At 41.3% G+C, this 21344-nt stretch carries 16 protein-coding genes; 8 read left to right on the top strand and 8 right to left on the bottom strand.

The window, feature by feature from the left end; all coding sequences use genetic code 11:
- Nucleotides 1-69 precede the first annotated feature (69 nt).
- The 6 genes from DW959_RS12570 to DW959_RS12545 form a co-directional block, all read right to left on the bottom strand.
- Nucleotides 70-2250 (bottom strand): cadherin-like beta sandwich domain-containing protein, encoded by a 2181-nt coding sequence (locus DW959_RS12570; protein WP_118616311.1) that lies wholly within the window; start codon nt 2248-2250, stop codon nt 70-72.
- 34 nt (nt 2251-2284) lie between these two features.
- Nucleotides 2285-4369, bottom strand: a complete 2085-nt coding sequence (locus DW959_RS12565) for a dockerin type I domain-containing protein (protein WP_118484826.1) — start codon at nt 4367-4369, stop codon at nt 2285-2287.
- Between the two features lie 313 nt (nt 4370-4682).
- On the bottom strand, nt 4683-5984 hold the full coding sequence (locus DW959_RS12560) for a UDP-N-acetylglucosamine 1-carboxyvinyltransferase (protein WP_021944022.1): 1302 nt from the start codon (nt 5982-5984) through the stop codon (nt 4683-4685).
- A 132-nt stretch (nt 5985-6116) separates the two neighbouring features.
- Nucleotides 6117-6530 (bottom strand): aspartate carbamoyltransferase regulatory subunit, encoded by a 414-nt coding sequence (locus tag DW959_RS12555; protein ID WP_008400467.1) that lies wholly within the window; start codon nt 6528-6530, stop codon nt 6117-6119.
- Between the two features lie 13 nt (nt 6531-6543).
- Nucleotides 6544-7458 carry an aspartate carbamoyltransferase gene (gene pyrB, locus DW959_RS12550; protein WP_117808555.1) on the bottom strand — a complete coding sequence of 305 codons (915 nt, stop codon included), beginning with the start codon at nt 7456-7458 and terminating at the stop codon, nt 6544-6546.
- A 149-nt stretch (nt 7459-7607) separates the two neighbouring features.
- Nucleotides 7608-8540 carry an ornithine carbamoyltransferase gene (locus DW959_RS12545; protein WP_021944020.1) on the bottom strand — a complete coding sequence of 311 codons (933 nt, stop codon included), beginning with the start codon at nt 8538-8540 and terminating at the stop codon, nt 7608-7610.
- A gap of 366 nt (nt 8541-8906) precedes the next feature.
- Here DW959_RS12545 and DW959_RS12540 point away from each other — a divergent pair, with 366 nt between their 5' ends.
- Complete coding sequence (locus DW959_RS12540) at nt 8907-9485, top strand: DUF4234 domain-containing protein (protein WP_117808556.1); 579 nt, start codon at nt 8907-8909, stop codon at nt 9483-9485.
- A gap of 9 nt (nt 9486-9494) precedes the next feature.
- Complete coding sequence (locus tag DW959_RS12535) at nt 9495-9872, top strand: DUF2752 domain-containing protein (RefSeq protein WP_117808557.1); 378 nt, start codon at nt 9495-9497, stop codon at nt 9870-9872.
- Between the two features lie 90 nt (nt 9873-9962).
- On the opposite strand, the gene DW959_RS12530 is transcribed toward DW959_RS12535, so the two are convergent.
- Nucleotides 9963-10883, bottom strand: coding sequence for a DMT family transporter (locus DW959_RS12530; protein WP_117808558.1), 921 nt, complete (start codon nt 10881-10883; stop codon nt 9963-9965).
- Nucleotides 10884-11194: 311 nt separating this feature from the next.
- On the opposite strand from DW959_RS12530, the gene metG reads away from it, so the two are divergent.
- The 3 genes from metG (at nt 11195) to DW959_RS12515 (ending at nt 16523) form a co-directional block, all read left to right on the top strand.
- The gene (gene metG / locus DW959_RS12525; RefSeq protein ID WP_117808559.1) at nt 11195-13231 is read left to right on the top strand and encodes a methionine--tRNA ligase; all 2037 of its coding nucleotides are present in this window, start codon (nt 11195-11197) and stop codon (nt 13229-13231) included.
- 366 nt (nt 13232-13597) lie between these two features.
- Nucleotides 13598-15415: a glutamine--fructose-6-phosphate transaminase (isomerizing) gene (gene glmS, locus DW959_RS12520; RefSeq protein ID WP_021944015.1), complete on the top strand. Its 1818-nt coding sequence runs from the start codon at nt 13598-13600 to the stop codon at nt 15413-15415.
- A 43-nt stretch (nt 15416-15458) separates the two neighbouring features.
- Nucleotides 15459-16523 carry a DUF6382 domain-containing protein gene (locus DW959_RS12515; RefSeq protein ID WP_173784002.1) on the top strand — a complete coding sequence of 355 codons (1065 nt, stop codon included), beginning with the start codon at nt 15459-15461 and terminating at the stop codon, nt 16521-16523.
- Between the two features lie 338 nt (nt 16524-16861).
- Here DW959_RS12515 and DW959_RS12510 read toward each other — a convergent pair whose 3' ends face one another.
- Nucleotides 16862-17557: a hypothetical protein gene (locus DW959_RS12510; protein ID WP_117808561.1), complete on the bottom strand. Its 696-nt coding sequence runs from the start codon at nt 17555-17557 to the stop codon at nt 16862-16864.
- 267 nt (nt 17558-17824) lie between these two features.
- On the opposite strand from DW959_RS12510, the gene DW959_RS12505 reads away from it, so the two are divergent.
- The 3 genes from DW959_RS12505 (at nt 17825) to DW959_RS14735 (ending at nt 21342) form a co-directional block, all read left to right on the top strand.
- Nucleotides 17825-18754 (top strand): hypothetical protein, encoded by a 930-nt coding sequence (locus tag DW959_RS12505; protein WP_021944012.1) that lies wholly within the window; start codon nt 17825-17827, stop codon nt 18752-18754.
- 99 nt (nt 18755-18853) lie between these two features.
- Complete coding sequence (locus DW959_RS12500; RefSeq protein ID WP_243023405.1) at nt 18854-20980, top strand: PAS domain-containing protein; 2127 nt, start codon at nt 18854-18856, stop codon at nt 20978-20980.
- Nucleotides 20981-21000: 20 nt separating this feature from the next.
- Nucleotides 21001-21342, top strand: a complete 342-nt coding sequence (locus DW959_RS14735; RefSeq protein WP_243023404.1) for a PAS domain-containing protein — start codon at nt 21001-21003, stop codon at nt 21340-21342.
- Nucleotides 21343-21344: the final 2 nt, after the last annotated feature.

The following is a 21344-nucleotide window of genomic DNA, read 5'->3' as shown; positions in this document are numbered from 1 at the left end:
TTGAGTGAAACAAAGGTAGGCAAACGTGATTAGAAACCTTAATCAGGAAATAACAACTTTTGGTAGGTCTTATTTTTCTTCTTTACTATCCGGTACATTCTGCTTGATCGGCTTAAACTGCAAGGAGCCGGTGTTTTTCTTTGGCTCTTCGTGATTCACGATCGCTTCTGCCATATTGAATACCTCTGACAGATCAGCCGTATTCATGGAAGAGTACTGAGCCGCCTTTTTGATGATTTTATCTGCCGGAGTTGCTTCTTTTTCTTCCTTTGCTTTTTTAGTTTCGCTGCTTAATCTGGTGGAAGTGACATCTTCAGCTTTTACGGATGGCTTAGCAGTAAGCTCTGTCATGCCATCTGTTACCGGAATGTCCGCAGGCTTTTGGTTGTTTGTATCATCGGCATTTTCTGCTGGTGTTTCGTCCAGAACAACAGCAGCGGCTATCGTATCTTCTGACTTTGTATCATTTGCAGAAGCAGTATCATCCGAGGTATTATCAGTATCGATACCTGTATCATTGCCTGTGTTGTGATCTGTGTTGTCTGGTGTATCATCGGCAGCATTATTGCTGGTATTGTCGGGAACGTTTTCGGCATCGCCGCTTGTATTGTTATCAGGACCATTGCCTGCGTTGTCAGCGGTATCGTTATCGGAATCATTGCCTGCATTGTCGTCGGTATCGTTATCGGAACCGTTGCTTGCATCACCATCAGGATCATCGTCAGGATCATCGTCAGGAAGTCCCTGCTTGATCACCCGGATCAGCATAATTCCGAGGATAATGATCAGGAAGAACATAACTACGATCACGATGATGCATATAGTGATAACCTTGTCCTTGTGCTGATCAAAGAAAGAACCATTGTTGGCATCTGTCGCAGAAGCAGTCGTGACTGCTTCTGTTGAAACTGCTGAAGCGACAAATCGGGTAAATGTTTTCTCAACGGTATCATAGTAGAACCATCCAGGTTCACCGTCCGGACTCATGGCATATACTACGAGGATCGTATCATCTTCATATTTGTGATAGGCGGTTACGGAATTTTTGTTAAACTTATAGGTGAAAGCCGTGTAACCCGACGGCACTGTAACGTCTTCGCCGGCTGTCAGAATGATAAAGCTTTTGTAAGCAGATGCAACATTGATAAATGGAACCGCAGATTTTGCGGTAGTATCAATGATATACCATGCTCCGTTTTTGCTGTCCTTATCTGTCAGATAAGCACATTTAACCAGTCCGTTTGGAGACTGATAGAGAATGATTTCGGTATCATTATATTTCTCTTTTATTTCGGCAAATCCTTCAGGAATAGTAAGCTTGCTGTAATCTTCTGTAAAATAATAATCTTTTCCATCAATCTGGATGATCGCTCTTGTATCTACCAGTTCTTCCACATTAACCGCAATGTCGTAGATATGATTATCGCCGGTTTCCGCAGTAACCTTGATAGAGATATGAGAGGTCTTTCCCGGTTCAAAATCTTCATTTCCGGTAATGGAAACGGATGATTTGCTGTCTTCCGGGATCGCATTGATCACAAGGCTTGTGGTATCTCCGGGAACGGTTGTCTCATAAGTATATGTATCTTTTGCAAATTCAGGCTTTAATTCACCTGGTGTGATCTGGATCGAAGACAGATAACAGTTATCAGACATTTCCTCTGTGGTATCTTCCGTTGTGTCCTCGGAAGAAGTGTCTGTCGTATCTTCTGTTGTAGATTCGGAAGAATTTGTTTCTGTTGTAGCCGGGGTGTCTGTTGTATTTGGTTCGCTGGTCGTTGCTTCTGTTGTACTGTTGCCGCCAGCGGCTGTTATTGTGATCGTAGCACCTGCATCTGATGCTCCGGCATGTTCTTCGCCCCATGTATAGACATCGGAGCTTCCCGTACTGACATAGGCAGATCCTGTATTTATAGCAGAAAATGTAAAGCTGTTGGAAGCAGAAGTAATATTTCCATCGCCATATCCGGCACAGGATACGGTTCCACCTCCGCCATAGCCATCGCCGGACTGATATTCCAGTAAGGAGGAATCATAGGACAGACAATAGCTGTAAGCGCCCAGTGCTTCAGAACAACTGATCGATACGGTTACTGTAACCGAACCACCCTTTTGAATGGATGAGGATGAAAGCGAGATCGAGAACTGGGTAGATGCTGCATAGGAGTGTATGCTGTTTCCGTATACCAGACAGCTTAATCCCAGAACCAAGATCATACATAATGCTGCTAATTTTTTTCTTGTTTTCATTTTATATATCTCCTGTATTTTATCATCTATTCATTTACTGCTGCATGATCTGTGCTGCGCCCATCAGATATTTCTGGACTTTTAACAGATCGAGAGCAGATAACATACCACTTCGTTTGATATTTGCGGCTTTCAGGTATGGATCCTTTAAGGTAGAAGCGCCGATAATATGCTTCTGTATCTTTAACAGATCCAGTGCATTGATAATGCCGTCACCATTTACATCACCGAAGATAATAACGGTATAGGTGCTGGTATTGCCCGAAACAGTTATTTTTACAATGTCACCGGTACCGATACGGTCGGATGTCTTTTCTTCACCGGATGAAGTCCTTACACTGACAGTTCCGTTTGTACATCCAAGATTGGAGACAAATGCAGATACGGTGGTTGATACCGCTACGCCTGTTATGGTTCCGTCAGATACAGTATAGTTACCATCAAATTCAGGATCTGAGCCGGAATTACCGGAAGATTTACCACGGACGATCGTTAATGTATAAGTACGTTTTGCGCCGCTTTGGGCTTTTACTGTAATTTTTACTGTATTCGTACCCTTTGACAGACTGACTTTTCCTGTTCCGGATACGGAAGCGTTTTTGTTGACCGGACTTGCAGAAATCGTAACAGAACTTGTTTTCTCTGATACGATCAGGGAATACTTGGTTGTTGTATTGACTGCAAATGTTGGTGTCAGGGAATAGTTATCAATACTCAGTGATTTGAGATAGTTGTTTGGATTGCCGCTGTCTGCCGGTTTGCTGACCATGGTATCCGGCATATTTTTGTATACCGGGATACAGAATGTGATTGAATTGTTCAGTGTGCCTGCGCCACTGTAGGCATCGTATACCTTAGAGGCTTCAGAGGAAGCCGCCTGAACATTGGTCATATACTGATGGGAGTATAAGGCGGAGGTATTTGTGACATTGAATTTCTGTGTATACAAAGTATTCTGCTTCTGCAGAATGTAATTATTTCCAATGTATTGAGCACCGCCATAGATGGATTTGTATACGGTGTTCCACGGTCTTCCGTAGGTAGAACCGGAGGATGCCCATTTAAGTGCATTTGTAACGGCGTTTCCGGTTACGCTGTCGAAACCGCCGATGTTATAGAAATTATAGATTCCCGGATATACGGAATGCTTTCCATTTGTGGCAGAACTGAGTGATGAGCCAACCTCCTGTTTGATTCGGGAGGCAATGTGGTATGGGCTGACACCGACTGCCTTTCCGGCTTTGATGATCAGTTCGGAATATGTACTGTTGGAACCGGATGGCTTGGATTTGTACATAAAGGTTCCGTTCAAAATGGATTCCACGCCGGATTTGGACTGAGAATCTTCATAAGAGAGATTCTCAAATGCAAATACGAACCGTTCATACAGATAAACACGGGGATCCAGATAATAGGAGACCAGTTTATCCGATGCGGCATACCAGCAGTTACCATCAAAGGATGCCCATGTATCGGTTTTGATGTTGTAACCGATCGTCGTGGAACGCCAGTTGTAGCGTGGATAACTGCTGGTTCCCTGAACCAGATTTTTGATCTGACCGGATTTGTTTCGTTCATTATCTACAAGATCATCCCAGTCGATTCCTGTCTGGACAGCTTTAAAAGTCCAGGATGGATGAGCCTCATGCAGTTCCCGGAGCTGCGCCTTATAGCTTTCCGGAAATCCCTGATCATTCATATAGGATTCAAAATCTTTGTCGGATTTTTTCCCTGAGGATTCTGTCGTTGCTGTTGTATTGTTTTTATCAGAAGAGTCTGTTTTGTCGATAGTGACATATGAAGCGGATACGTAGCCGGTATAGGTTGTCTTGTTATAAACAAGGGATACTTTATACCAGGAGCTGTTTGAGGTGTTCAGGATTGTAAGCTTGTGCCCCCCATTTAACATAATGTTACTGCCGTGATCCGTTACAGGATTGCCGCCGGGGGCATCACGGAAATAAACATTCGTTACTCCATCTTTGATATGACCGGATTTTCCTGCGGCATCAGAAAGTCCGCTGTTCATGAAAAGACAGACCACAAGACAGCAGATAAGTGCTGCGATCGCCAGTATGGCGGATCGGTATGGTCTGTTACTTAGCCGTTTGTTATTCATATGATGCTCTCCTTTGTATATAAATGCACGATTCGATTTTTGTGATAAAAATATATAAACCTGAAAAAATACAATACTGATTTTAGTTTACCATAATCTCAGAAAAAACAAACCCCTTTTTCGTCAAAAAATTAGTGATTTCACAGAAAAAATTGGATGTGCGTACAATATAGAACATATAGGTTGGAATAGAAAATAGGACAGCGGGACAGGCCAAAAATATTTGGCTGTGAAAATGTGATTGTTAATTTGAAAATAAAAAGAGATGCTGACCGATATAGTGGAGCAGGCATCTCTTTTTTCATGTGTATATTTATCCGATTTTTAATTTAAATTTCTGAATATCTTTGTCAGTATCAACTTTTTCGATCTTTCCGCCCAGACCACGGATCTTTTCATCAAATTTCTCATATCCACGCTGGATATACTTAATATCTGATATAACGGAAAAATCATCTGCAACTAATGCAGCAATCACAAGAGCAGCACCGGCACGAAGATCCGGAGCAGCTACATTTGCACCAGAGAAGGATTCTACACCATCAATGATAGCGGTATTGCCTTCTACCCGGATGTGAGCGCCCATTCTGGCAAGCTCGGCAACATATTTGAATCGATTCTCAAATATGCTTTCTGTTACAATACTGGTTCCGTTTGAAAGTGCCAGTGTGACAGCCATCTGCGGCTGCATATCCGTTGGAAATCCCGGATAAGGAAGTGTTTTGATATTGGTTGGTTTCAAACGTTTATCAGACATAACCCTTACAGAGTCATCATATTCAATTACATGAGCACCGATCTCGTTCAACTTGGAGGTGATAGCTTCCAGATGTTTTGGAATTACATTCTTGATCAGTATATCACCTTTTGTTGCAGCAGCGGCTACCATAAATGTACCGGCTTCGATCTGATCCGGAATGATGGAATAAGTAGTACCATGAAGTTCTTTAACACCACGGATACGGATGACATCAGTTCCTGCACCTTTGATATTTGCGCCCATACTGTTTAAGAAGTTGGCAACATCGACAATATGTGGTTCTTTTGCTGCGTTTTCAATGGTGGTTTTACCTTCAGCGAGAACTGCAGCCATCATAATATTGATCGTTGCACCAACGGATGCAACATCCATATAAATATGGCTTCCAATCAGTTCTTCGGCATAAGTGGAGATGGTTCCATTTGTAATATCAACCTGTGCACCAAGTGCTTCAAATCCTTTTATATGAAGATTGATCGGTCTTGCACCAATATCACAGCCACCAGGTAATGCAACCTGAGAGTGCTTGTATTTTCCAAGTAATGCACCTAACAGATAGTAAGATGCACGAATCTTACGGATGAATTCATCATCTACGCACAGATCACTGTTTGGATTGATAGCGGCGCCACAGATGGATACGGTATGTTCGTCTATGTAGCGTACTGTCGCACCAATACCCTGAATTGCCTGAAGAAGGACACGGGTATCTCTTACATTTGGTACATTTTCTATTATAACTTCCTGATCGGTCATTACGGCAGCAGCAAGGATTCCGAGAGCTGCGTTCTTTGCACCTGCAATAGTTACCTCTCCTTCAAGAGGCTGACCGCCTTTGATCACATATTGTTCCATATTGCACCTCTAAATATTTATAAACATATTTAAAAAGTCCGGTTAAAATTTCTGTCGTTTTTTCGATACTTTACCGCACAGATAACTTCTAGATTATAGCATATTTTTGCGAAAAGTAAATAGCAAGTAAAATTATTTATCTGCTTCGCAGTAAATACAACGATAAATCCGGTGTGCTCTGTCTGTAAGCTTAAAGATATGCTGGATTCCCTGTTCGGTTGAGGTTATACAGCGCGGATTGGTACATTTCTTGATACCTACCAGACGTTCCGGAAGCTCAATATTTTTCTTTTCCACCAGTTTTCCGTCACGGATAATATTAACGGAGATATCCGGATCGATATATCCAAGGACATCAAGGTTGATGTCGATATCCTGATCTATCTTTAAGATATCCTTTTTACCCATTTTCTGGCTTTTGACATTTTTGATAATTGCTACGGAGCAGTCCAGCTTGTCGAGATGCAGGTCATTATAGATCTGGAGTGCCTTGCCTGCAGCAATGTGATCAAGTACGATACCATTTTGAATACTGTCTATGTTCATCTGTTTGTACCTCCTATGCTAAACCAAGCAGTGTGGCAATTAATGCCATACGGACATATTTACCATTTAATACCTGACGGAAATAACATGCTCTTGGATCGTCATCCACTTCAACAGCAATCTCATTTACCCGTGGCAGCGGATGCAGGACACACATGTCCGGACGGGCAAGTGCCATCTTACTGTTATCCAGTATGTAGGTATCCTTTAATCGTATGTAGTCTGCTTCGTTGAAGAAACGTTCTCTCTGTACTCTTGTCATATAGAGGATATCCAGTTCTCCGATCACATCCTCCATAGATGAAACTTCCTTATAAGGTATATTATTCTTCTCGATCACTTCTGTGCGGATATAATCAGGAATTTTTAATTCATCCGGTGAAATAAGCACAAAACTGATATTTTCATAACGGGACATTGCTTTGATCAGAGAATGAACGGTACGTCCAAACATCAGATCTCCGCAGAAGCCGATCACAAGGTTGTCCAGTCTTCCTTTTTCACGTTTGATCGTTAAAAGATCAGCCAGTGTCTGTGTTGGGTGGTTATGTCCACCGTCACCTGCATTAATGATCGGTACATCGGATTTCATGGATGCAAGCATCGGAGCACCTTCCTTAAAATGGCGCATGGCTATGATATCTGCATAACAGCTTACAACCTTTACTGTGTCACCAACGCTTTCACCCTTAGATGAGGATGATGAACTGGCAGAAGAAAAACCAAGTACATTACCACCTAATTCCATCATGGCGGCTTCAAAACTTAAACGAGTTCTTGTACTTGGTTCAAAAAATAAAGTAGCGAGCTTTTTGCCTTTGCATAACTCACTGTATTTTTCTTTATGATCAATAATATCCTGAGCAAGATTTAAAATGTGATCGAGCTCTTCCAAACTTAAATCCATTGGGTCTATCAGATGTTTCATGGCGGCCTCCTTACAAATTTGCTATCCCCGATTATAGCACCTGCCTGAATGCCATGCAACCGGTTTTTCCGGTAAAACCATGGAATGTAAATAACCGCCGGGGGGCATACTGTTATATCGCCACAGGCGGTTATCAACATTCCATGGTTTTATGAATTTAAGAGTGTGTACATTACGGCCTTTTCAGCATGACGACGGTTTTCTGCCTCGTCTAGGATGTGATCGAGGTTCTTATCTACGACATCCTGAGAGATTTCGAAGCCGACATGCATTGGCATATCGTGGAATACGATCGCTTTGCTGTCTTTTGTGAAGTCGCCGTTTAACTGGTAAGGCATCATCTTTGCAAGGGTTTCTTCCTTCTGCTTTTGGTAAGCAGGATTGTTGAAGAATTCCATATCTACCCATGTATCTGTGTAGAGGACATCCATCTTATTTGCATATTCCTTTGCTTCTTCCATGGACATGGCAGGATCAAGCTCGATATAATGGCCGCTTTTCTTTGCTTCTTCATAGAAATCAGGACCACAGGCTGTCTCATTTACAAGTGGAGTCAGTCCGTATAACGTACCCTTCTTCATCTTGGAGAAGAATTCAACATGGGAGTTAAATACATTGTTCTTTGCACCGATGTACATCAGATTGACATCCAGAGTTCCAAACTTCTCAAGGATCGTGAGGGCATCTGCAAGGATCTGGCATGGATGGTAGGAATTATCACAGCCGTTGATAAATGGAACCGTAGCATTCTTGCCAAATAATTCAACAGTTTCATTTTTGATCAGACGTGCCATGATGATATCAACATTACGGCAGACATATTTGATCTCGGAAACAGGCTCGCCGAGTACAAAGTTGGAGTCCTTCCATAACTGGTTGTAGTAGGTACCACCTAACTCGGTAATGCCGGTTGCAAATGAAAGAAAGGTTCTGGTTGATGTCTTTTCAAATAAAGTATAAAGTTTCTTTCCTTTTAAGGATTCGCTGTACTTCTCCGGATTCTTCTTCATATCCAGAGCAAGGTTCAGGATATCCATCAGCTCATCTGCTGTGAATTCCTTGAAGTTTAACATGTTTTTCATAACTGACACCTCTTCTTTAAAATAGTATGTATCCGTCACTGCTTCGCATATATGCATAAATTATACAGAAAAATTGCATATATTCATATAACATAAAATAGAGAAGCAGGGCATATTTATAATATTGTTATTGAAATAATAACGGAAAAACAAATTGTATCACGATATGTATTTTTTTTCAATTTTTTTGTATTTATTTTGCAAACATACAGGACGATAACAGATAGATACTGGTACATTATGCATAAATATAGCAGAATAAGCAATATTTTGGTACAGACTTCATTGACAGCAGTTTATAAATATTTTATACTTTTTATTATATGAAATCAGAGATGCGGAAGGAGCATCGGCAAGGAGGAAAGTATGAAACAAAGAAGTATTGGTATGTGTATCTTATTGACGATCGTTACCTGTGGTATTTATGGACTTTACTGGTTTGTATGTATTACAGACGATACAAATGAGATGTCGGGTGAGAATGAACTGGCAGGTGGCGGAATGGCACTGCTGCTTACACTTGTTACCTGTGGTATTTATGGATGGTACTGGGCTTACAAGATGGGTGAAAAGGTCGATATCATTAAGAGCAGAGGCGGTATGCCATCCAGCAACAGCGGTATCCTGTTTGTAGTTCTTCAGTTATTTGGACTTGGAATTATCGACTACGCACTGGCACAGGATGCGATTAATAAGTACAGCGGCACGAACGGATATGGCCAGCCATATAATGGTGGATATCAGAACCAGCAGTATAACGGCTATAATCAGAACCAGCAGTACGGCGGTTACAACCAGAATCAGCAGCCATATAACGGCGGATACAACCAGAATCAGCAGTATGGTGGCTATGATCAGAGCCAGCAGTATGGTGGTTACAACCAGAGCGGCAATAATCCATACAGCAATGGAAATGATAATAACAACCCATATAACGGACAGTAAGAAACATATATGGAAGAAAAGAAAAATCGTGTCCGAAAGATTATATATCGGGATAGCATTATTCTTTTAGCAGGAATCCTGTATGCGGTATTTGTCAGACTGACCGGTCTGGCAGTACCCTGCATATTCCGGACACTGACCGGATGGCAGTGCCCCGGTTGTGGGATAACCAGAGCATGCCTGTCTTTATTAAAAGGAGAGATACGGACATCCTTTTCCTATAATCCGTTTTTGTACATTGCAGGACCATGTATCATATATCTGATAGTCAGGGGAGATTTGAACTACATAAAAGGAGACGCATATCGGCTGGGTTCAGCGGACACGGTTTTAATCTATATACTGATCATGGCGGCGCTGATATTCGGCGTTGTGAGAAATTTATAAAAAAATTTATAAAATACCATCTTTTATTTGACAGAACATAGCATTATAAAAGTTTTAGTGTAAGGTTTTGTTGAATGAAAGATGGTATTTTTATACGGCTTTTTCTTTATTTGCAAGGATGATGCCGGCACAGACAAGAACAAGTGCGACCAGACAGCGGATGTTTAAGGCAGATGTTTCATGCAGAAGCAGAGCTGATAACAGTACGCCAAAGACCGGATTCGAGAAGCCGTAGACGGCGATCCGGGATACCGGGTTGTGCGCTAACAGCAGACTCCATAATGTATAGGCGCAGGCCGAGATGAACGCCATATAGAGCAGAAGCAGGACAGCAGGAGCGGAGTCTCCTGCGATATGTCCGCCTCCGGCAAGTCCGCAAAGGATCATCACGAAGCCGCCGACAAAGAACTGCCAGCCGCTGAGCAGAACCGGATTCTCCTTATCGGAAAAATATTTGATGATAACTGAAGAGAAAGCATAAGCCACTGTTGATAACAGGATGAAGCCTTCTCCGGTGAGAGAGAAATGCGCGTCTACACCATTTCCCAGATTGATGATAACAACTCCGATAAATCCAATCAGACATCCAAGCATCTTTTTGGATGTAACCTTTTCCATTTTAAATAACAGACCCGATACAAGAATCGCCAGAAAGACGTTTGTCGCTTCAATGATCGCTGCCTTGCTTCCGGTCGTATTTGCCAAACCGATGTAAAAGAAGACGTATTGCAGGATAGTCTGGAACAATGACAGGATAAAGATACGTTTGACCGTTGTCCTGTTATGTGGGATCAAAGGCTTTTTATATATGAAGCTGCAGATAAGGATAACCATAAGTCCGGCGAGCAGAAAACGGATGCCGGCGAACAGAATCTGGGATGCGGTATCATTTCCGCCGATTGAAAACATCCGGTAGCCGATCTTGATGCAGGGAAAGGCGCTTCCCCATAAGGCACAGCAGATGAGTGCAAGTGTGATAACAACAGGTGTTTTCGTTAAAAAATTTTTCATGACAGAATAACCTCAATAATAAAAGTATAATTTTAAACAGTAACAGATGACGGCAGATCCACAGATGTGTCGTGCGGTATTACATGATCGCACTGTTCGGACATACTATAGCATAAAAGAAATCCGAAAAAAAAGACATAATTTTATTTAGAGATGAAGGTTGCAAAAACTGTATAAAAACAAATGGAATCTGTTGACAATTTGCACAAAAAAGGCATATAATTTTTGTTATCTGAGCACATAAGATTGCCAGAAAAAATAGCGCAGACATTTCATTCGTGTTTGTAGTTTTATCAAGGAGGGTTTTTGAAATGGCAAAAAAACCGTATTATATTACAACCGCCATTGCATATGCATCAGGTAAACCTCATATAGGCAACACCTACGAGATTGTGTTGGCTGACAGCATTGCAAGGTACAAGAGATTCGCAGGATATGATGTAAGATTCCAGACCGGAACCGATGAACATGGTCAGAAGATCGAGAATAAGGCTTTTGAGAACATGCAGACTCCAAAGGAATTCGTTGACGAGATTTCAGGCGAGATTAAGAATATCTGGGATCTGATGAACACATCTTACGACAAATTTATCAGAACAACAGATGCAGACCATGAGAGACAGGTTCAGAAGATTTTTAAGAAGCTGTACGATCAGGGTGACATATATAAGGGAGAATATGTAGGAAAATATTGTACTCCATGTGAATCCTTCTTTACAGATTCACAGCTTGTAGACGGCAAATGTCCGGACTGCGGAAGACCGGTACAGGAAGCAAAAGAGGAAGCATATTTCTTCAAACTCAGCAAATATCAGGACAGACTGATGAAGCACATTGAGCAGAATCCTGATTTTATTCAGCCGGAGTCCAGAAAGAACGAGATGATCAATAACTTCATCAAGCCGGGACTTCAGGATCTGTGCGTATCCAGAACATCCTTTAAATGGGGTATCCCGGTTGATTTTGATGACAAGCATGTTATCTATGTATGGATCGATGCATTATCAAACTATATTACAGGTCTTGGATACGATGTAGACGGTAATAACGATGAATTATATAAAAAATACTGGCCTGCTGACTTACATCTGATCGGAAAAGATATCTTAAGATTCCATACGATCTACTGGCCGATCATGCTGATGGCGCTTGGAGTACCGCTTCCAAAGCAGATCTTCGGACATCCATGGCTGATCCAGAATGACGGTAAGATGAGTAAGTCCAAGGGAAATGTAATGTATGCAGATGATATGGTCCGCCTGTTTGGTGTGGATGCAGTCCGTTTCTTCGTTCTGCATGAGATGCCGTTTGAGAATGACGGAATCATTTCATGGGAGCTGGTTGTAGAAAGAATCAATTCCGAGCTTGCAAACACACTTGGAAATCTGGTAAATCGTACGATCTCTATGTCAAACAAATACTTTGGCGGCGTAGTTACGAATACCGGAGTAATAGAAGAAGTAGATGAAGATCTGAAGAATGTCGTATTAAACTGCCGTATCAAGGTCGCAGAATGCATGGATAAGTTAAAGGTTGCAGATGCAATCTCAGAGATCTTCACCTTATTCAAGAGATGCAACAAATATATCGACGAGACCATGCCTTGGGCACTTGCAAAAGATGAAACAAAGCAGGATCGTCTGAATACCGTATTATATAATCTGGTTGAGAGCATCGTGATCGGTGCGTCCCTTCTGGAGCCATATATGCCGGATACCTCTGTTAAGATCCTAAACCAGTTAAATGCTGCAAAGAGAAAGGTAACAGAGCTTGGAAGATTCGGACTTTATCCATCCGGAAACAAGGTAACAGAAACTCCTGAGATCCTGTTCGCAAGACTGGACGTAAAGGAAGTTATGGCAGAAGTTGCCAAGTTTGCACCTCCGGTAGAAGAAACTATCTACGAGAAAGCAAAGAAGCAGAAGGAAGAAAAAGAGAATTCCGAAGAAAAGAAGAAAATGAAACAGGCAGAAGCTAAGGTCGCTGCACTTAACAATGATCCGTCTGTTCTGAATAAACAGCAGATCACGATCGAAGAATTTGAGAAGATGCAGTTGATGATCGGCGAGATCATTGCATGTGAGGAAGTACAGAATTCCAGAAAACTTTTATGTTCTCAGGTTAAATTCGGTGAGAACAATGTGAAACAGATCGTATCGGGAATTAAAGGCTCCTATTCACCGGAAGAAATGGTTGGAAAGCGCGTTGTTGCGATCGTAAACCTGAAGCCATGCAAGCTTGCAGGAGTTGTATCAGAAGGTATGCTGCTGTGTGCAGAGGATGCAGAGGGCAATCTGTCCCTTCTTACAACCGAGAAGAATCTGCCAGGTGGTTCATTCATCAGCTAATTAATAGAAAACGCAGCCCTACAGATATGAAGTCGTTGATTTATTGGGTGGTCTATGATAAAATTTTAATGTCTGCTTATAGTATGGAGGAAAGCAGATTTTGAAAGATTTAGAAATCTTAGCGCCATGTCCCTTTGGATCAACGACGAAAAGGGTGACGAGGATAGAGGTTATCGAAAATTCGGCGGATGCCTCTACGCAGAGTCCGGATGCGCACATGCATGCCAAATATGGAAGAGATTCCAAAACAAAGCAGCATGACCGGATAATTTGATGATGCAGTAAAATATCTGGCGGACGATAAAGACAGATATACGAACAGAAAAAGAAATATGCATCATAAGCCGAAAGGAGATAATTGAATATATGTGTGGAATCATAGGTTTTACAGGCAGAAAGCCGGCGAAGGATATCCTGATCGATGGACTGGAGCGGTTAGAGTACAGAGGCTATGACAGTGCGGGTATTGCACTTTTAAATGACGATGATACATTAACGATCCGGAAGAAGGCAGGAAGAGTCAGCGAACTCAGGGAACTGTGTAAGGATGGAGATTATTCATCGACTTGCGGTATCGGACATACAAGATGGGCAACACATGGTGGAGTTACAGATGCGAATGCGCATCCGCACAGATGTGGAAATGTTGCTCTTATCCACAATGGTATCATTGAGAATTACAGTGACATCATAAGAGAGTATGGACTGGCAGATAAGCTTGTATCAGAAACAGATTCTGAAGTTGTGGCAGCCCTGCTGGATACTTTGTATGATGGTGATCCGATCGCAGCGATTCGGAAGGCGGTTAAGATAATTGCGGGTTCATTTGCGCTTTGCATTATGTTTGCAGACAGACCTGGAATCATATATGCAGTAAGAAATGTCAGCCCGATGGTAGCAGCACACAGCGAAGAAGGATCTATCATTGCGTCAGACCTGACAGCGATCATTTCATTCTCAAAAGATTATTTTGTTGTGCCGGAATATCATATCCTTACAATGACACAGGAAGGAATCCGGGTTGAGGATCTGAAAGGCAATGAAGTAAAACCACAGATGTTAGAGATTACATGGGATATTACAGCCGCTCAGAAAGGTGGATTTCCACATTTCATGTTAAAAGAGATTTATGAGCAGCCGGAATCCCTGAGAAATACGATCACACCAAGAATTGTGAATTCACTCCCTGATTTTACAGAAGACGGGATTGATGATGAAGTATTTAAAAATTGTGAAAATATCACAGTCATTGCATGCGGAACTGCTATGCATGCCGGAATCGTAGGAAAAGCAATGATCGAATCAGAGCTTCGTATACCGGTAAATGTGGAGATCGCATCAGAATTCCGTTATAAAGAACCACTGATCAATGAGAAGACATTGGTTATCGTAACTTCCCAGTCGGGAGAGACAATTGACACATTGGAAGCAATGCGTCTGGCAAAAAGATGTGGTTCCAAGGTTATTTCGATCGTAAATGTAAAAGGGTCTACGATCGCAAGAGAAAGTGATTATGTGTTATATACACATGCCGGACCGGAGATTGCAGTTGCAAGTACAAAGGCATATTCGGTTCAGATGGCGGCAATGTATTTAATCGGCTGCAGGCTTGGACTTGTAAAAGGAATTTATTCAGAAGAGCAGGCAAAGGAATTTATCAGCAAACTGTTGGGAACAATTCCGGTAATAGAAGAAACCCTGCTTCAGGCAGATGAAGTCAAGACTGTTGCTAATTATATAAAGATGGCTCCGGATGCATTCTTTATCGGAAGGGGAATGGATTATACTCTTTCACTGGAGGGGGCTCTGAAGTTGAAGGAGATATCCTATGTTCATGCGGAGGCTTACGCAGCAGGTGAATTAAAACATGGTACGATCGCTCTGATCACAGAGAATGTACCGGTTATCGCGTTAGCGACACAGCCGGCTGTATACGAGAAGATGGTTTCAAATATAAGGGAAGTAAAAGCCAGGGGAGCATATGTTATTCTAATTAGTATGGGTGACGAAGTTACTGACACCCAGATATGTGATAAGCATATAAGAATACCTAAGCAGGATAGTTTATTTACTGTATTTGCAGCGGCTGTTATTTTGCAGTTGATCGCATATTATACATCAGATGCAAAAGGGCTGGATGTAGATAAACCGCGTAATCTTGCCAAGTCTGTTACTGTAGAGTAAATGGGACTTGAGTGGCTGGAGAATAATTGCGGAGGGTGTTATTATGAGCACAGAGAAGACATATTTGTGCGATGAGTACAAATTATATTTTAAGATTGAAGATGATGTCCAGATCCTTCATAATGAAGTCGAGCTGTACAATACATCATTTGTAGGAAACAACAGCTTTTGCCATGAAGAGTATATTGACGGACAGAGAGCGCTTACATATTCGATTCCGGCCATGATTACGATGAATCAGTTTATTACAAAGAAGATTCACAGGGACGAACTGGTGGATATTATGTTCAGCATAGCTGACCAGTTGATGTACCTGAAGGCGAATGATATGCCACTCGGTAAGGTTATCCTGAATATTGGATACATGTATCTGAATCTGGAAGATATGAGTGTTCAGCTTGTATTCCTTCCAATCGATAAACCGATGGAAAAATGCAATATGGAGAAGTTTGTCAGAGATCTGGTAAACAAGCTTGACTTTGCGAATAAGAAAGCTTCAGACTGTGGATATGAACTGATCAAATTCTTTGATCATAATCCATCTTTCTATCTGTCAGAGTTCTACAAGATGATCACAGATATGAAGAACGACAACAATGTTCATCCGGAGGATGAGCAGCATTTCATTGTCAGACCGCAGAAAGCAGAGGCAATAGAAGATACGGAAGTTCCATTACAGACAACCGTTGTATCAATTCCAAGTTTTAAACTGGCAAAGGAAGTTAAGGATTATTCCGGTAATGATATCGGATTTGATGATGATTCAGACATTACATCAACGACTGTTTTGACGAATGCATCCAAGAGCAAACCGGGTCCTGTTATCGTAAGAACCAGAACCGGTGAGCGGATTAAGATCGACAAACCGATCTTCTGTATCGGTAAGTCTGCACAGGGTGTTGATTATCAGGTAACAGACAACAATTCTGTCAGCCGTCGTCATGCATATATCATCAACGTCAATGGTGTTTATTATCTGCGTGATAACAAATCAACCAACCACACCTATCTTGGTGGCAAGATCATCAACAGCGGTACAGACATGATGCTGATCGATGGCAGCAAATTCAAACTTGCAAACGAGGAATTCACATTCCGCGAGAAATAAACCAAAAGGCTTCGTCCTGTTTCTGACAGACGAAGCCTTTTCATATAACTATTCTGTAAGTATTTTATCAATAGGCAGAAAGACAACAGCGTGTAGTATGTATAGATAGAAAAAAGAACAATATCTTTCATGTAGCAGACCTTTTTACTCTGTATAACTTCGAACTAACCTCGGCGAGCCTCGCTAAGGTCTCAGTTACGAACGTCGGTCCTTAACGAACCACCGTTAGGTGGGAGTTTAGTACCGCTACGTGAGAAATAGAACGAGAGTGTTCTGCGTAGTGAAAGGGTATTGTTCTTTTTTTAGATGAAAAATTGGTGCTGTTGTCTTTCGCCCGTTTATTCCTTGGAAGTGTCGGCTTCCGTAGCGTCAGCGGTCTCAGTGGCGATCATTGCCTGGTCGATCTCCTTCAGACTGTCGGATGAGATGCTGTAGTATTCACCGTCATCGTTGATAAGTGCCTTGATGACTACAGGATCCTTGTACTGTGGTTTTTCGGTATGAGAAGAAAGGATCGATGCAATACCGTTTGCAAACTTTTTATCATATTCCTCTTTCTTAACGTCATTATAGACACCGTCGTCTACGTCTTTATTAAAGGCTTCAATATAAGCAATAATTTCATCGTAGGACTGGTCAAGGATTGCCAGTGGATATATGGTTACATCCACATAGTAGTCCCCGTTTTCTTTATAGCTTTCCGATACTTCATATCGTGCATCATTGTAAATAGCGGCAGCAACAGTGGTAAAAGTCTGGTTTACTTCAACAGACTGGTTGGTATTCAGATTATAATGTGTGATCAATTGGTTTGCGAGATTGGAAAGGCAGTCCTGATACAGTGCAAGTGCATCGGTTTCATTTCCTTTATTCTGTTTCACATAATTGGTGTAATCACCTTTATAATTAACATCGAGAAGATTTTTTACATACGATTGGTATGCGGTAACTTTTTTCTGACCACAGCCGGTAAAAGCAAAAAGACAGATCAGGATCATAAATGCAGTGGTCAGGCATTTTCTTGTGTGTTTCATAGTAATAAAAATTCCTCCTAACAGTTCGGTTTGATTTCCTTGTCCAATATAGCACAAAATATGTGCTTTGTAACTAAATTAAGAAAAAATAATTGTGCAAAACTATAAGGGTGTGTTATAATCATTTCAATTAGTGCTTACAGAAAATGAGCATCTGTACTGGAATGCATAAGTATAACACACAGAAATAGACGACGATGGCAGGCGCAATGATCGCCCTGACGACAGGAAGATGCTTAAATAATAGATTATTTTGGAGGGATCATCGTGGCAAAAGACAATAATTTTGATGAGGAAGAAGTAAAGACAGAAGCATCATTTAAGACAGTAACATTTGGTGGATATGATAAGAATTCAGTTGATTATTATATTGAAGAGTTAAAGGCTGATCATGAAAAGGAAGTCAATGAGTTAAAGGCAAATGTAAACAAGCTCAGCGAAGCCGTATTAAGCCTTAAGACTATGAGAGAAGTAAATCTGACAGAGTCAAATAAGACAATTGATGGCTTAAAAGCAAAGAATGCAGAATATGAAAGCGAGATTGAATCTCTGAAGGAGCAGGTAAACGCTTATAAGCAGAAGGAATTCGAATCCGCAGGAAGATATGAATCCATTTCAAGAACACTCTTAGAGGCAAGAGAGAGCGCAGATGCGCTGATCGCCCAGACGAATAAAGAGTGTGAGGCACAGCATGCAGAGATGACTGCAAAGTGTGAAGCAATGGAGAAGGATACAACCGATCGTTGCAATGCACTTGAGACAGAGACAAATGCAAAGTGTAAGCAGATGTATGATGAGACGGAAGCAACTTGCGCAAGTCTGAAGGAACAGGCTTACAACGACAGCGAGCGTACAAGAAATAAAGCACATGAAGCTGCAGAAGCTTTAAGTGCAAAGACAGATTATGAGTGCAGAACCCAGAAGGAAAATGCACAGAAGGAAGCAGAAGCTATTACAAACAAAGCGACCAGCGAAGCATACGTTCTCAGAAAGAATGTAAAGAAGGAATGTGATGCAGTCAGCAAATATATGGGAGAACTTCTGGCTGCCTTAGATGGTGTTGTAGATGCATGTTGTGTAACAAAGGATATTGCAGATAAGGCATTTACAGGTCTGAAGAGTGAAGCAACTTCAATGGTGTCATCCGAGGATGATAAAGAAGCTGCCGGAACGGAAGACGACAAAACAGAGGAATAATATTAACAGCGATATTTAGCATACATGAAACTTTTCTATGGCTGACATGGAAAAGTTTTATGTGTCTATGGGGTTACATAAGAGAAAAGAGGGATACATTTGGAGATAGGCAAAATCAGCAATTATTCAGATTTTCTGAGCCATATTGAATATCCCGCAGTTGTATTCTGCGAGGATGGAGAAGTTTTAAGTATCAATAATGCGGCAGTAAAACTGGTCGGCAACCAGATCGATTCGATCACGATGGAGCCGGATAAGTTTATGTCCAGTGATGAGTTCTGGCCAATTTTAAATGAGAAGAAAACGATTATCTGGCATCGGCTTCTGCTGAATATAAATAAGAAAAAAAGACTGGTTGTAAGTGGATTTGTCAATCAGTTTGAATATAACGGGAAAAAGGCATATATGGTACTGTTTGAACTGCGCTCCGATGTAGCAATCGGAAGTATGAGTCTGGAACGTATCATTAACCATGCGGGCATTCTGGCACTGTATCTCTACAAGCCGGACAGCAGATGGCAGACTCGTTATGTAACAAAGAATATAACGGAATTCGGATATAAAGAAGGTGACTTTTACAGTGGAGCAGTAGGGATTCGCGATATTATAGTTAAGAATGACTATGATATTCTGATCGGGAATCTCTATAAGGCGGAGAATACAGGACATACGGATTTTGAGATGAAGGTACGTTTTGTATCGGCAGAGAGTGCAATCACTACTATGATGCTGAACTGTCACATCGTAAAGTCGCCGGATGGATGTGCTGATGGCATTGAATTATTATTTGTAAAAGAAAAAAAGCATTCCTATGATGGGGAAAAAGGTGAATATATATTATCTGTTATGAACAAGATCAAGAGTCTTGTGATGGTAAAATCCATTAGCAGAGGACACAGCACATTGAAATACATTACACCGAATGCCAGATTACTTGGAATGAATGTGGATGCACTTATGGCGGGAAATAAACTGACAGAAGACTATATTCATCCACAGGATCGCGCAAGAGTTATTCAGAATGCGAAGAATGTGTTAAAGAGTGGTGGATCCGATTATGAGGACGAGTATCGTATCGTAGATGATTATGGAAATGTCAGATGGGTTCGTTCCCAGAACAGTATCACACAGGCAGGGGATTCTTCTTATACGATTGAGTTCTTTATAACAGATATTACAGAAAACAAGAAGCTGCAGAACAGTGTAGAGGAGGCTAAGAAAGAGTATGAAGACAAGCTTTCTTACATTATGAACACGACTGTAGATGAGAATGAATATACGAGCGAGAGTATCGATAAAGACAAATGGAACAGTATTGTAAAAGCATTTGCAAGCTTAAGCGGGCTATATTCAACGGTTGTATCTCCGGCGGGAGATCAGCTTGTAGAACCGGCAGGACCGTCTCTGCATATGGGAAGCTTTTATGATCTTTTTGAAAAACCTCAGTATAAGAGTATCATTGTGAAGTTAAATGAGGTGATCCTTCAGAACAATGTTCCGGTCATTATGGAGATGGATGACGGTATAGATGGAAGTATTATCTGCGGAGCCCCGATTAAGATTGGAGAGAAACACATTGCAACCTGGATCCTGTGCGGATATGATACAGCAGATGTTACAAAGATGAAGAAGGTCTATAAGATCCAGTGGAATATGTGCAATATCTTCTCAGAATATGCATATAATGACAAGGTCCTGTCCAAAGAAGCAGAACGGAGCAAATCTGTTGAGATGTTGTTAGAAGAGAAGATCCAGAGACAGAAGATTCTGACAGAAGCACTCAGTTCCATGGACAGTGATGATAATAAGACAATCAGCAATATTTTGGAAAGAACCAGTGATTATCTGGGAATCGATGTTATGGCGATCTATTCCCTGAACGAAGATCAAGAGTATATGTGCAGTCATATCTGGTCAAGAGAAAAGAACATGTCTGCAGAAGAATATGTGGAAGAATGGCAGCGGGGCAAGAAATTCTTTGCACACAGCAAGGAACGTTCTTACGACTGCATTGTAGCAGATAAGAACCATAACTTTAAGAACTTCCAGAGCAATATGGAGCAGATCGGTGTAACGAGTTTTGTCGCACTCAGCATAGAGATCAATAATATCATCAGCGGTTGTATTGTTATGGCGAACAATCATACAGATAAGATATGGTCAGAGGATGATATTGAATTTTCGAGGATATTCGAAACGTCATTCAGGGTATCCTTGCCAGAATAGAGGGTGATGGCAACATTCGAATGGTAAATAAGCTTCTGGTAGATACATATAACCATATCAAGATCGGCATCTTTATCCGTGATGAAGAGACCGGAGAGGTATTGTTCTCCAATCAGCCGTTAAACGATATGCTTGGATATGATTTTACAGGAAAAGATAGTAAGACACTGATCCGTGATCTGAATGATACATTTAAAGGTGTATCAACGGTGCAGAAGCCATTTCTGACCGAACGGAAAGAAGTGAGCTGGAGAAGTTATATCAGACAGTTCGATAAGATCATGGATTTATCCGAAGTCAGCATGAAATGGCTTGACGGAAGAAAGGCATCTCTTGTAATATTAAGGGATGTACAGGATTAACA

The sequence above is a fragment of the Clostridium sp. AM46-21 genome (assembly GCF_003480025.1).
GTDB lineage: Bacteria > Bacillota > Clostridia > Lachnospirales > Lachnospiraceae > Coprococcus > Coprococcus ammoniilyticus.
The sequence above is the reverse complement of the archived record's forward strand: the minus strand, read 5'-3'. Positions and strand labels throughout refer to the sequence as shown.

Coding starts and splice junctions, on each gene's coding strand:
- DW959_RS12510 (WP_117808561.1), bottom strand. CDS start 17,557: ATGAAACACACAAGAAAATGCCTGACCACTGCATTTATGATCCTGATC.
- DW959_RS12530 (WP_117808558.1), bottom strand. CDS start 10,883: ATGAAAAATTTTTTAACGAAAACACCTGTTGTTATCACACTTGCACTC.
- DW959_RS12515 (WP_173784002.1), top strand. CDS start 15,459: ATGAGCACAGAGAAGACATATTTGTGCGATGAGTACAAATTATATTTT.
- DW959_RS12555 (WP_008400467.1), bottom strand. CDS start 6,530: ATGAACATAGACAGTATTCAAAATGGTATCGTACTTGATCACATTGCT.
- DW959_RS12540 (WP_117808556.1), top strand. CDS start 8,907: ATGAAACAAAGAAGTATTGGTATGTGTATCTTATTGACGATCGTTACC.
- pyrB (WP_117808555.1), bottom strand. CDS start 7,458: ATGAAACATCTGATAGACCCAATGGATTTAAGTTTGGAAGAGCTCGAT.
- metG (WP_117808559.1), top strand. CDS start 11,195: ATGGCAAAAAAACCGTATTATATTACAACCGCCATTGCATATGCATCA.
- DW959_RS14735 (WP_243023404.1), top strand. CDS start 21,001: ATGGTAAATAAGCTTCTGGTAGATACATATAACCATATCAAGATCGGC.
- DW959_RS12565 (WP_118484826.1), bottom strand. CDS start 4,369: ATGAATAACAAACGGCTAAGTAACAGACCATACCGATCCGCCATACTG.
- glmS (WP_021944015.1), top strand. CDS start 13,598: ATGTGTGGAATCATAGGTTTTACAGGCAGAAAGCCGGCGAAGGATATC.
- DW959_RS12535 (WP_117808557.1), top strand. CDS start 9,495: ATGGAAGAAAAGAAAAATCGTGTCCGAAAGATTATATATCGGGATAGC.
- DW959_RS12570 (WP_118616311.1), bottom strand. CDS start 2,250: ATGAAAACAAGAAAAAAATTAGCAGCATTATGTATGATCTTGGTTCTG.
- DW959_RS12545 (WP_021944020.1), bottom strand. CDS start 8,540: ATGAAAAACATGTTAAACTTCAAGGAATTCACAGCAGATGAGCTGATG.
- DW959_RS12560 (WP_021944022.1), bottom strand. CDS start 5,984: ATGGAACAATATGTGATCAAAGGCGGTCAGCCTCTTGAAGGAGAGGTA.